The following is a 12,966-nucleotide window of genomic DNA, read 5'->3' as shown; positions in this document are numbered from 1 at the left end:
GGGTGTGGGAGAGTAGGTCACCGCCGGAACACCATTCAGGTCGAGGACCCCAACCACCAGGTTGGGGTCCTCCCGCATTTAACACCACAAGCCGCTGATGAATGGTCAACCTTTGGAATACCTTTGGCTGGCCAGCAATTTGGGATGTGAGCATTGTCGGGCTCTATTTGACCCGCTAGGGTTTGAATTCCTGCGGGCCATTGGGGGCGTAGGAGACGTCGACCGGACCTTATAGGAGCACTATGATGAGCGTCGATTTTAGTTCTGCCATGCCAAAAAACGGTACTAAGAGGCATCGGTTCAGAGGCTCTTTCTCCGGGCGCCGATGGGTTTCCCTCGCGTCAGTCTTTTTCCTTGTGGCCGGCACGCTTTCCCTAATCGCCGGTCCCGCGCAAGCTGCCACCTTCACGTTTTCGACTGCGGCTGATGCCGTCGTGAAGCGCGACAGCCCCACGATCAATTTCCGCACGGCAACAGGCCTTAAGGCTGATAACTCGCCGGTCGAAATGATCTTCCTCAAGTTCACGGTAACCGGCACCGCGGGCAGCACCGTGACCGGCGCCAAGCTCAGGTTATTCGCCACGGATCCGTCCAACTCGGGCGGCCAATTCCGGCGGGTCCTCAACAACTCCTGGAGCGAAAACACGATCACATTCAACAATGCCCCCGTCGCGGAGACACCGATTGTGGCTTCCCGCGGCGCTGTTGCCGACAACACCTTTGTGGAGTTCGATCTCTTCAGCGTGATCAAGGGTGACGGCACCTATTCGTTCCGCATCAGCAACACGTCCTCCGATGGCGTCATTTACAGCTCCAAGGAAACGTCGGTCTCCACGCAACGGCCCCTTTTGACGATCACCACCAATGCGACGCCGCCGCCCCCGCCTCCTCCGCCACCACCGCCGCCGCCGCCTCCCGGCGCCAACCCTTGCGGCACCACCACGGTCGCGCCTGCGAAATACGACCACGTCATGTGGGTGCTTTTTGAGAACAAGACCTACTCACAGGTCATTGGGAACGCCAGCGCGCCGTACATGACAACGAAGGCCAACCAGTGCGCCTCGGTTTCCACCTGGAGCGACGCGGGCACGGGCTTGCCTTCACTGCCGAGCTATCTGGCCATGACTTCGGGCAGCACGCAGGGCGTCACTTCCGATTCGAGCCCATCGGGCCTGCCGCCCATTACGGCCGACAACATTTTCCGGCAGGTGCGTACCTCCGGCCAGTCCTACAAAAGCTACATGGAGGACATGCCTTCGAACTGCCGGCTGAGTGCGTCCGGCCTGTATGCAGAACGGCACAACCCTGAAATCTACTATCAGGGGACCGGAGACAGGGCGGCATGCGCGATCAACAACGTGCCCCTGGGCAACGTGAGCGCCGGACACCTGGCGAGCGACCTGGCCAACAACACTCTGCCGAATTTTTCGGTGGTGGTGCCGAACGTATGCAACGACATGCACGACTGCAGCGTCGCCACGGGCGACACCTGGCTATCGCAATGGCTGCCAGTCATTTTGAACAGCCAAAGCTACCGAGCGGGACGAACGGCGATCTTTGTACTCTTTGACGAAGATACTCCGATACCCAATTTCATCGTCGCTCCGTCGGTGGTCCCGGGCACCGTCATCCAAGGCAACTACAACCACTACTCCCTTCTCCGGACCACCGAAGAAATGCTGGCCATTGGCCTGAAATTGCAAAACGCCAGCACCGCCCTGAGTTTCCGGTCACCGCTGCGCATCTAATCACTGCAGGGACTCCCAGCAGACTCTCGGGAAACTTGCTGGCCCGGCGGAACGTTCCGCCGGGCCAGCTCGTTAGAATTCGATGGAGCTGGATTCCAAAAGACCAGCCCACCGCTTTCGTTCTAAGGACACTCAATGACTGAGCGCACCATCGTCATCACCGGAGCCAGCGACGGGATCGGCGCCTCCGCGGCGCGGACCTTCGCGATGCAGGGGGAACGGGTGATCGTCGTCGGGCGTTCCGCCGAGAAGACCGAGGCTGTCGCGAACGAGATCGGCGCGGACTACTTCGTCAGCGACTTCGCCGAGCTCGCCCAGGTGCGCACGCTGGCCGCACAGCTGAAGGAAAAGTACCCGCGGATCGACGTCCTGGCGAACAACGCCGGCGGCATCATGGGATCCCGCGAGCTCACCGTCGACGGCCACGAGAAGACCTTCCAGGTCAACCACCTGGCCCCGTTCCTGCTCACCACCGAGCTGATCGATGTCCTCACCGCCAGCCATGCCATGGTCATCAACACCTCAAGCGTCGCCAATTCGATCTTCGGCAAGCTGGACATCGATGACCTCGACGCGGCACGGAGCTACTCCACCAACCGCGCCTACGGCAACGCCAAGCTCGCGAACATCCTCTTCACCGCCGAGCTCCACAACCGCTACAACACCGAGGGAATCACGACGGCGGCGTTCCACCCCGGCGGCGTGGCCACCAACTTCGCGGCCGACTCCACGAGCAACATGCGGGTGGCGTACAAGTCAGTCCTCAAGCGCTTCATGAAAACCCCGGAGCAGGGCGCAGACACCCTTGTGTGGCTCGCCAACACCACCCCGGGCCACGACTGGGTCTCCGGCGCCTACTACGCCAAACGGAGGCTCGCCAAGGCCAACCGGCAGGCCTACAACACAGGTCTCGCCAAGGCGCTGTGGCAGCGCAGCGAGGCGATGGTGGCGCAGGACCTCGACAAGCTGGACCAAAGCGCCTGAGCCTCCTTTCGCGGCGGTGATTCAGCGCCTGAACAGCCAAAACGTGGGATAGCATGTCCCTGCCCCTCGCCGACACGCGGCCGAGGGCTTCTACCTGGGGGAGTGCTCTCTAACGTGCGCCTGAAGAAACTGATTATTGCGTCCCTGGCGGGCACCGCCATCGTCCTGAGCTCCACGGCGGTGCCGGCCACGGCAGCGGCGCCGAAGTCGTACAAGAACTGCACGGAGCTCAACAAGGTCTACCCGCACGGCGTGGGCCGCAAGGGCGCCTGGGACAAGACCAGCGGCAAGCGGGTCACGAACTTCCGCGTCGACAGCACCCTTTACAGCTACAACGACGGCGCCGCGCGGCACCGGGGCGAATACGACCTCGACCGCGACAACGACGGCATCGCCTGCGAAAAGCGCTGAGGTCAGTGGCCTGTCGGGGTGCCGGCTCACCGCCGGGACCCCGACCTGCCTAACCGGCTACCGCCCGGCGTCGACCTTGTCCAAAGCGTTCAGGGCGCTCTCCATGGTGCCGGCGAGATCGCTGGCAGGGGCGGGCTTGGCGAACAGGTAGCCCTGCAGGGAATCGCAGCCGCGCTCCATCAGGTACTTGGCCTGCTCCGCGGTTTCGATGCCCTCGGCCGTGACCAACAGGCCCAGGGCGTGCGCGGCCTTGATCATGGTGGTGAAGAACGGGAGCTGTTCCTTGCCGGTCTTGATCATGGCCACGAAGGAACGATCGATCTTGACCATGTCCAGCGGCAGTTCCTGGAGCCGGCCGAGGGTGGAATAGCCGGTGCCGAAGTCGTCCATGGCGATCCGGACGCCAGCCTCCCGCAGCAGGCGCAGCTGGCCCAGCACGTCGGAGGAGGCGTCGAAGAACACGCTTTCGGTCAGCTCAAGCGTCAGCTGGTGCGGGTCGACGCCGGTGGAGGCTGCAATCGCGAGGACGTCGGTGGCGAATTCGCGGTGCTGGAACTGCAGGCCTGAGATGTTCACGGCCACGCTGTAGGCGGTGTCGCCGGCCAGCCAGGGCCGGATTTCGGCGCACGCGCGGCGCAGGACCTCGTCGCCGATCTCGCGGATCAGGCCGCTCTGCTCGGCCACCGGCAGGAACTGGTTGGGCGGGACCAGCCGGCCGTGGCGTTCCCACCGGGCGAACGCCTCGAACTGCACCACGGAGCCGACGCCTGGGGACACGACGGGCTGGTAGTGCACCGAGATCTGGCCCAGTTCGACGGCGCGCCGGAGCCCGGTTTCGCCGTCGGCCTTGTGCGCCGCGGTGTTGAGCATTTCCGGCCGGAACCGCAGCCACTGGTTCTTCCCGGCGGCCTTGGCCGCGGTCATGGCGGCATCGGACTGCCGCAGCAGTTCCGCGCCGTCGAGCGTGTGCGCCGACTTGGATGCCAGGCCCATGCTCACCCCGGGCCGGACCATGGTCCCGCCGATGCGCAGGGGCTCGTAGAGGGCCTGCGCGATGCGCGTGGCCACCGCGTCCGCGTTGAGGCATTCGGTCAGGAGCACCGCGAACTCGTCGCCGCCCAGCCGGGCCACGGTGTCATGCGGGCGGACACAGTTGCGCAGCCTGCTCGCCACCTCCACCAGCAGCTCGTCGGCCGCGGAGCGTCCCAGCATGTCGTTGAGGTGCTTGAAGTCATCGATGTTCAGCAGCAGGATGTCCACCGGATCCGGACGGCGCAGGGCCGCGGCGAGCCGTTCGTTGAAGAACGGCCCGTTGGGCAGCGCCGTCAGGGGGTCGCGGAGCGAGACGGCCTTCAGCTCGTCGTCGTGCCCGGCGAACGCCGCGGGAGCGGCACCCGCCGCACGTGGCGCAGCCGGAGCTTCAGGCGTACGACGGCGGAGAACGGCGCCGCCGGGGGTCTGCCCGGCGGCGCCGGCAGCGGGGAGCGCTCCGGCGACGTGACCAGCGCTCGGCGCCCGGACGGTGCGGTGGTCATCCCGGGCACCGGCGTCCCGGACCGAGAGCACCACGGAGGATTCGACGTCGGCCGCTCCTGCCGGGGCCGGGACCAGCGAACAGGTGATTTCGATCTGGAGTTCGGCGCCGTCCGCCCGGCGGCCCGAGCCGGCGAACCGGGCGCGGGAGTCTGCAGCCGTGCCCAGCCCGGCCAGGACGCCGTGGAAGTCCTCCCGGGAAGCCTCGGCCAGGAGCATGCTGTGGTCTGCCCCCAGGAGCTGCGCCCGGGTGTAGCCGAAGAGCCGCTCCGCGGCCGTGTTGAGGAAGGAAATCGATCCGTCCTGGCCTACGAGCAGCAGCGCATCCGGGTTGTACTCCAGCAGTTGTTGTGCGAAACCAGCTTCCACGTTTTTTGACAGCCCCCCAGGCGACGAATTCAGATAGCGGGCACCAACAGCTAAGAAGGTGCGCTGCGCTGAGTGAATCATATGCGGTGCGGGCTCACCGAACGTGATGCGCATCATGGGGCACACGAATATGTCGAAAATGCCAGATCCGCCGGAGGGCACACCGGTGTGGAGCGCGGCCGGAGACCAGGCCGGCTACCTTGGCCGCGCTACACCCGAACGGCGGCGCGATCTTCGTCTAGGCGGCCACGACCGGAATCCTCCGGGTGAAGAGGACCTTCTCGGTGATCCAGTCCATGAGGTCCACGGTGAGCCAGTACGTGCCGGGTGCCGGTGGGCGCAGAAGCATGTCGTAGCGTTCGGCGGCGCCGAAGTTGATCAGGCTGGACCGCAGCGGGCCCGTGGAAGAAATCGGCCGTGCTGGTCCCGTGGGGCTGGACGTGTCCCGGAACGGCCGTCCGTCGTGCGAGATGAGTTCAGCCATGGCAACCGGCTTGCCGGCCGAATCTGTGAAGCGCACGTTGACCGGGAAGTAGTTGGCGTTGAGCAGGCGCAGCAGGGTGGGTTTGGCGGCACCTCCTGCCAGCCTGGCACGGATACGAGTAAGCAGGATCGGGCCGTCTTTTTTCGGCATCCGGGCCAGTTCCCCGGCCAAAAGGTAGAAGTGCTTGGGGCTGAACTTGTCCAGCCCGGCGTCATCGCCCGATAGCCCGGCGGCGTGGTTGAGCTGGTGCCACCGGGGGTCCACGGAGTAGGGCACGAGGAGAGTCTCCGTGTCGATGTCGTATTCCGGCCCGTCAACGAAGGCCCGCCTGGCGCCTGCGGCTACCGGAAAGTCCGGGTGGACTGGGGGGTCGATGATCAGGGGACCGAACATGCCCATTTGTACGTGCAGGGTGGTGTTGACGTGGCAGTGGTAGAAATACGTTCCGGACGCGCCCACGTTGGGGTTGCCGGGCTGCCCGCGTTCCGGGCGCCACTGATAGGTGTAGCTCCCTGTGACCTCGAATGAGGTGTGGCCGACGCCGTCGTTGCGTGGATCCGGCTCGATGCCGTGCCAGTGGATGGTGTGGACTCTCTTGCCCGGGCGGACAGTGCCGTGGAACAGCTGCCCCTCGGTGATCCGGATCAGCGGCGCCGGGAAAACCCGGCCGGAGTTCTCGGTCTCGAAGGTCCACATCTCGAATTCGCCGCCGTCGTCGAACTTCATTTTGCGGTTAAAGAACTTGAACTCGTGCTCCACGTCCGGGGTCTGGCGGAACTCGGTCTCGGGGCTGCCCTCGTGCATCTGGTGGGAGCTGAAGTCGACCTGGCTGCGGAACAGCTCGTGGGTGGCCTCGCCGGGGCTTCCCGGCTGGGGCGCCGCCACGGTCCAGTGGCCAACGAGCCCGCCTGGATACATGCCGCCCCGGGCTACCTGGGAAGGCTCGGCATGGCAGTGCATCGGGTAGTCCCAGTCCTCTTTCCGGGCGTTCCACACCTCGTCAATAGCCTCCGGCGGCCGCCGCAACGGGAGCATGGAGTCCTTGCGGTCCAGCGGGTGCATTTCGATAACGTCCTCCCACTGCTGCAGCACCACGTGGCCCTCAGCGTCAATCCTTCCGCCGGCACGTGGAAACATGCTCCCGTTGCGGTTCACGGTCCAGAGGTGGTTGCCGTGGAAGTGGAGCTGGTGGTGAACGACGCCGGCGTTGAGGAAGCGCATCAGCTGGCCGGTCCTCACAGTTCCTGCCGCGGCGCTGAGGCTGAAATTGCGGACGTCGACCTGCCGGGCCGAGCCTGACATGAGCGAGTCCTCTTCCCGCACGCGGTTCAGTGCCTCGTCGGTGGACGCGGCCAGCGACTGGAAGCCGCTGCGGCCGTTGAGGGTGAAATACCGCGGGTACGCCGGGGTCTTGTCGGGATCCACGGTTCCGTTGCGCGAGGCGATGCCGGCCCATACCGGGTCAACGTTGTGGAGCATCCACAACCACTGGCGTTCGAATTCGGGCCCGTTGGGCATGGGCAGCCACGGCGAGGCCGGATCGGTGACCAGCAGGGCGCCATAAAGGCCCAGGACGCGCTGGACCGGGTCGGCGGTCGGATCGGCCGGATCCGCGCCAGGATCGCAGTAAAGGTAGGTGCCAGCCCTGGGGGCCCTGAACTCCAGGGTTCTGGTTTGGCCGGGCCCGATCACGCCCGTACCGACGTGGCTGTTCCCGGCTCCCGCGTTGAGGAACTGCAGGGCGTGCCCCTGGGCCAGGTGGTTGGTGACGCGGACGCTGATGGTGCTGCCGGTTTCGGCGATCAGCGTCCGGTCCGGGAAGAAGCTGGCCCAGAATGCGCGCCGGACCAGGAATTCCCCGGGGTTTGCAGGGTCCTTGGCGGCAGGTGCCGGGCGCCCGAGTGGGGGAGTGGCGGCCTTGAGGGGGTAGGTGCGGCTCGCCACCACCGACCCGCTGCGCAGGAACACCCTCGGGCTGATGGTCAGGCTGGGTTTCGGGTCGTTCACCAGCGTCCGCCGGTCACCGAACCCCCGGTGGTAGACGCGGGATCCGTCCACCATGGGCAGGAACCCGTCATTGATGTGGATGTCGAGCGGGCTCATGACTTCACCTGGCTAACTGTCAGAGGAGGAAGGGGGAGGAAGGCGGTGCCGTCGTGTTCCGGTTCCGAATACTCCAGTTCCATCGCCAGGGCGTCATGGGGAGCCAGGTAGCTGATCCAGAGATGCTCTGCGGCCCCGGCTTCGACGGCATTTAGGCCGCGGTCGAAGTCCTGGGGAGTGACTGTGGTACCGGACGAGAGGAGCCTGAGGCGCAGTTGGCCGGGGCTGAAGAGCACCGGTTCCTGGCTTGAGTTGCGAAGCTCCACCTCAAGGATGATGACGTCGCCCCATGTCAGATTTACCGGCTGGGGCCAGTCGGGATCCTCCGGAGGTGCGCTGTCGTGGTCGTGGTCGTGGGAGGTTGCGGGGAGGTTCGTCGTGCTCCCGGCCCGCTGGAGACCGCCGGTGGCGGCCCGGTTTGCGCCAGCGGCCATGGCTCCGGGACCGGTCAGCAGGGCGGCTGCGCTTTCAATTGACCGGAAGGCCTGGAGGCCCTGCGTGTTCAGCCGGGCGAGGCGGCCGGCCCGGCTCACCGTCAGGACGCCAAAGGCGGTATCCAGTTGCGTTGCAGACTGTGGACTGCTGCGGGAGACGGCGCCGTATGTGCCGCCTGCCACCAGCAGGAAGGCGCCGCCCCCCACAATCAGTCCGAACTGGCGGCGGCTCAGGACGGGGCCGGAAAACAGGGGTGAGCGTGAATCCATGGTTCGTGCCTCCACGTTGAGTTCGCAATAGGCCCAATAGTGCCGAGGAACCCTATGGAAATCTTGCGAGGCGCCCGGACACGGGTGTTATCCGGGCAGCGGGACGCCCTCCAGCTCCGCGATGGCTGCCACCGACCTGAGGACGGTCTGCTGCCGGTCGGCCGCGGGTTCCGGACGGGAGAACAGGAAGCCCTGCAGGGTATCGCAGCCGTGGTCCATGAGGTAGCGGGCCTGCGCCGGTGTCTCGACCCCCTCGGCCGTGACCTTCAGTCCCAGGCTGCGGGCCATGTGGATGATTGAGGTGAGGATGGGCAGCTTTTCGAGGCCGGTGTGCAGCATGGACACAAAGGACTTGTCGATTTTCACCACGTCCACGGGCAGATCCTGCAGCCGGCCCAACGAGGAATAGCCCGTCCCGAAATCGTCCAGCGCCACCCGGACGCCGGCCTGGCGCAGGGTTTCGAGCTGACCGATGACGTGGGAGTGGGCATCGAAGAAGACGCTCTCGGTCACTTCGAGCACCAGCTGGCGCGGGTCAACGCCGCTCCAGGCGGCAATGTCCAGGACGCGCTCGGCGAAGTCCTGGTGCTGCAGCTGGACGCCGGAAACGTTGACGGCCACGCTCCGGAACGGATCCTCGGAGAGCCAGGGCGCGAGCTCGGTGCAGCTGCGCCTCAGCACCTCGGTCCCGATGTCCCGGATCAGGCCGCTGCGCTCGGCGGTCTGGATGAAATCATCCGGCGCGACCACGGTGCCTTCCCATTCCCAGCGGGCAAGGGCCTCGAACTGCACGACGTCGAGCCGGTCGCTGGAGATGACGGGCTGGAAGTGGACCGCGATCTGCCCCAGCTCCACCGCCCGCCGCAGCCCGGCCGTGAGCTGGGTGCGTTCCAGCAGCGCGGCCAGCATCTCGGGCCGGAAGTGCACATAGCAGTTCTTGCCGGCTTCCTTGGCCGCATACATGGCCAAGTCCGCCCGCCGCAGCAGCTCGGAAGAGGTCTGCGTTCCGGGGTCACGTGATGCCACGCCGAGGCTCAGGCCGGGGCGCATGTGTGTCCCCTCGATGGAGACCGGGGCGTTCAGGGTGCTAACCACCCGCTGGGCCACGGCGTCGGCGTCCCGGCAGCCGACCAGCAGGATCACGAACTCGTCCCCGCCCAGCCGGGCGACGGTGCCGTGCGGGCCCACGCAGTTCTGCAACCGGCGGGAGACCTCGACCAGCATCTGGTCACCGGCGTGGTGGCCCAGCACATCGTTAATTTCCTTGAAGTCGTCCAGGTCCAGCAGCAGCACGTGCACGGGCTCCGGCGTGAGGAGCGCCGCGGCAGCCCGCTCATTGAACAGCATTCGGTTGGCCAGCCCGGTAAGCGGGTCCTGGAAGGCCAGTTCCTTGAGCTTGTCCGCCTGCTCGGCCAGTTCCTCCATGGCGCGGCGGGCCTGGTCCTGCGCGCGGCGGCGGGAAGTGGTATCGCGGAAGTTCCAGATCCGCCCCACGGTCGTATCTGCCACCTTCTGCGGCCGCGAGAAGAGTTCCACGGTGCGGCCGTCGGTGAACTCCAGGACGTCGTGGCTCTGCAGTTCCGTGTCCGAGTACAGTGCCGAAACCTTCTGCAGGAAGTAATCCGGGTCGGCCAGCTGCTCCGCGATGAACCGGGCCAATGCGCTGGGATCCTCCGAAGCGATCAGCTCCGGCGGCATGCACCACAGCTTCAGGAACCGGTCGTTGATCCCCGTGATGTGCCCCTCGGTGGAGACCACGACGATCCCGTCCGACGTCGTCTCCAACGTGGCGTCCAGAAGCGACAGCGCCAGCCGCCGCCCCGAGTCCGAGTCATTCCGGTGCCCCGCGTCGCGGACGGCTACCGCCATGGCCGTGCCGGCGTCGAGCGTCACAAGCGAGCACGTGATCTCGACGGCTGCTTCCGAACCGTCGCGGCGCCGTCCGACGGCGGGGAACGGCCGGCTGCCCGCCTGGCTGTTGCGGCCCAGCCGGCCGAAGACCCGCAGGAAGCCCCCGCGTTCCCCCTCCGACAGAAGGACGGTGTGCTGCACGCCCAGCAGCTCGTCCCGGGGATAGCCGAATAGCCGTTCCGTGGCTGAATTCACAAAGGCGATGGTTCCGTCCGAGGTCAGCAGCAGAAACGCATCAGGACCCTGTTCCAGCAGGGCCTCACCAATCCCAGTTCCCACGACGATTGCGGCCCCCAGAGCGACGGAATGTTGACAGTGCGGCAGTGCCGGGCGACACGCCGCGGCAATGCGTTTCCTGAATCATAGGGTGCTCAGGGCCCGTGTCCAGCACATCGGCCCCGAACTTTCTTCAGTCACCGGCTGCCGGGCACCCGATCGCCCCGCATGGCGCCGATGGCCCGGGCCGCCTTATCCAGCGCCGGCGCCAGCGCAGCCTCCGGCTGGGGCCGGGAAAACAGGAAACCCTGCAGCGCATCGCAGCCCCGGTCCATCAGGTGGCCGGCCTGGGCCGCAGTTTCTACGCCTTCGGCGGTGACGGTCAGCCCCAGCCCGTGGGCCATGTCGATCATGGCACTCAGGATGGGCAGCTGTTCCGTGCCGGTGCTGATCATCGCCACGAACGACTGGTCGATTTTCAGAGTGTCCACCGGCAGGTCCTGAAGGCGTCCGAGGGACGAGTATCCGGTGCCGAAGTCGTCGAGCGCCACCCGGACGCCGGCCGCGCGCAGGCTGACGAGCTGCGTGATCACGTGGCAGTCGTCCTCGAAGAACACACTCTCCGTGACCTCCAGGACCAGCTGCCGCGGGTCCACGCCGCAGGATTCCGTCACCGCCAGGACCAGCTCGGCGAAGTCCCCGTGCTGGAGCTGGACGCCGGAGACGTTCACGGCCAGGGACCGCGAGGAGTCCTCCTGCAGCCAGTCCTTGAGTTCGGTGCAGCCGCGCAGGAGGACCTCGGTGCCGATCTCGACAATGAGGCCGCTGCGTTCGGCAGCCGGAATGAACTGTTTGGGCGGCACCAGCACGCCGTCGCGGATCCAGCGGGCCAGGGCCTCGACCTTAATCACCTTCCCGAGCGACGTGGACACGATCGGCTGGTAGTGGACGGCGATCTGCCCGTTGTCCACGGCCAGCCGCAGCCCGGCCTCCAGATTGTTGCGGTCCACGAGGGCCTCCATCATCTCGGGACGGAAGCGCATGTACCGGTTCTTGCCGGCGGCCTTGGCGGCATACATCGCGACGTCGGCCCGGCGCAGGAGCTCGGAGGCGTCCACGGCGTCCTCGCAGATCGACGCGAGTCCCAGGCTGAGGCTGGGCCGGAGCATGGTGCCGTCGATCCACACCGGGACCCGCAGCGAGTCGACAATCCGGGCGGCGACGGCGTCGGCATCCAGCGAGCCGATCAGAAGCACCACGAACTCGTCCCCGCCCAGCCGGGCCACGACGTCGCATGGACGGACGCACGTGCGCAGCCGCCGGCCGACCTCCATCAGCATCTGGTCGCCGGCGTGGTGGCCAAGGATGTCGTTGACCTCCTTGAAGTCGTCCAGGTCCAGGAGCAGGACGTCGACGGCGGTGCTGGCCGGGTCGGTGCCGCCCGGGTCCGCGAGGGCGCCGGCGAGGCGGTCGCTGAACATCTGGCGGTTGGACAGGCCGGTCAAGCTGTCCTGGAATGCCAGCGCCTTGAGCTGGGCGGACTGCTCGGCGAGGTCCGCCATGGCCCTCGAAATCCGGTCCTGGGCCACCTTCGCCGCGGTTACATCCCTGAAGCTCCACACCCGTCCGACCACCTCGTCCGCCACTTTCTGCGGACGGGAGTAGCGTTCAAAGGTCCGGCCGTCGCGGAAGTGCAGCGCGTCGCGGCTTTCGGCTCCGGGGTCGGCGTAGAGGGCCTCGACCTTTTCGGCGAACCGGGCGGGATCCTGCAGCTGGTCCAGGACGAAGGCCATGATGGCCGCGTCGTCCCGACGGGCCAGCAACTCCCGCGGGATGCCCCACATGGAGACGAACTGGTTGTTGACGCCGGCGATCTCGCCGTCGCTGCTGACCACCAGGATGCCGTCCGCCGTGGATTCAAGCGTCGCGCTCAGCAGCGACATGGCGGCGCGGAGGCCGTCGTCGGTCGCAGGCCGGTGCGAGGTGTCCCGGATGGCGGCGATCATGCTGGCGGTGCCTTCGCCGGTGCCTTGACTGGTATTTTCACCGGGGCCTCCATCCGTGACGAGGAGGGCGCCGGCCACTTCGGCCTGGAATTCCGTGCCGTCCCGACGCCGCCCGTAGGCCTCCACGGGAGCCGTGTCCGCCCCGGCGGCGGCGGCGTCGCCGTCGAGAGCGACCGGTGTGTGCGCCGGTGGCTGGGCGGCCTCGCGGCGGAGGTTGAAGAACAACCCCTGGAGCGCGTTCTGGAATCCCTCCGCCAGCAGCAGACGGTGGTCTGAGCCCACGAGCTCGTCCCGGCGGTACCCGAACATGCGCTCGGCGGCGGCATTGACCATCCTGATGGTGCCGTCTTCGGCCACCACCAGCAGGGCGTCGGGGCTGGATTCCACCAGTTCGCTGTAGCCGGGGGCGGCGCCCGGTGCAGCGCCGAGTGCCCCCTCCGGGGACGACGGCGCAATCACGCGCCGCCCGCCGTGTATATCCGAGACCAACCAGTCAC

At 66.6% G+C, this 12,966-nt stretch carries 8 protein-coding genes; 3 read left to right on the top strand and 5 right to left on the bottom strand.

What is annotated here, in order from left to right; all coding sequences use genetic code 11:
• Positions 1 to 242: 242 nt before the first annotated feature.
• The 3 genes from ACFVVK_RS08675 (at position 243) to ACFVVK_RS08665 (ending at position 3,143) form a co-directional block, all read left to right on the top strand.
• Complete coding sequence (locus tag ACFVVK_RS08675; protein WP_390265981.1) at positions 243 to 1,748, top strand: alkaline phosphatase family protein; 1,506 nt, start codon at positions 243 to 245, stop codon at positions 1,746 to 1,748.
• A 135-nt stretch (positions 1,749 to 1,883) separates the two neighbouring features.
• On the top strand, positions 1,884 to 2,732 hold the full coding sequence (locus tag ACFVVK_RS08670; RefSeq protein WP_390265980.1) for an SDR family NAD(P)-dependent oxidoreductase: 849 nt from the start codon (positions 1,884 to 1,886) through the stop codon (positions 2,730 to 2,732).
• A gap of 114 nt (positions 2,733 to 2,846) precedes the next feature.
• Complete coding sequence (locus ACFVVK_RS08665; RefSeq protein ID WP_390265979.1) at positions 2,847 to 3,143, top strand: excalibur calcium-binding domain-containing protein; 297 nt, start codon at positions 2,847 to 2,849, stop codon at positions 3,141 to 3,143.
• A 57-nt stretch (positions 3,144 to 3,200) separates the two neighbouring features.
• Here ACFVVK_RS08665 and ACFVVK_RS08660 read toward each other — a convergent pair whose 3' ends face one another.
• From ACFVVK_RS08660 to ACFVVK_RS08640, 5 genes are all read right to left on the bottom strand, one after another.
• On the bottom strand, positions 3,201 to 5,045 hold the full coding sequence (locus ACFVVK_RS08660; RefSeq protein ID WP_390265978.1) for a putative bifunctional diguanylate cyclase/phosphodiesterase: 1,845 nt from the start codon (positions 5,043 to 5,045) through the stop codon (positions 3,201 to 3,203).
• Between the two features lie 238 nt (positions 5,046 to 5,283).
• On the bottom strand, positions 5,284 to 7,632 hold the full coding sequence (locus ACFVVK_RS08655; RefSeq protein WP_390265977.1) for a multicopper oxidase domain-containing protein: 2,349 nt from the start codon (positions 7,630 to 7,632) through the stop codon (positions 5,284 to 5,286).
• Positions 7,629 to 8,336 (bottom strand): hypothetical protein, encoded by a 708-nt coding sequence (locus ACFVVK_RS08650; protein WP_390265975.1) that lies wholly within the window; start codon positions 8,334 to 8,336, stop codon positions 7,629 to 7,631. The genes ACFVVK_RS08655 and ACFVVK_RS08650 overlap by 4 nt, the downstream gene beginning before the upstream one ends.
• 87 nt (positions 8,337 to 8,423) lie before the next feature.
• A complete protein-coding gene (locus tag ACFVVK_RS08645) occupies positions 8,424 to 10,526 on the bottom strand; it encodes a putative bifunctional diguanylate cyclase/phosphodiesterase (protein ID WP_390265973.1) in 2,103 nt (700 codons plus the stop codon).
• Positions 10,527 to 10,660: 134 nt separating this feature from the next.
• Positions 10,661 to 12,928 (bottom strand): EAL domain-containing protein, encoded by a 2,268-nt coding sequence (locus ACFVVK_RS08640; protein WP_390265971.1) that lies wholly within the window; start codon positions 12,926 to 12,928, stop codon positions 10,661 to 10,663.
• Positions 12,929 to 12,966 lie beyond the last annotated feature (38 nt).

The sequence above is a fragment of the Arthrobacter sp. NPDC058192 genome, assembly GCF_042883665.1.
GTDB lineage: Bacteria > Actinomycetota > Actinomycetes > Actinomycetales > Micrococcaceae > Arthrobacter.
The sequence above is the reverse complement of the archived record's forward strand: the minus strand, read 5'-3'. Positions and strand labels throughout refer to the sequence as shown.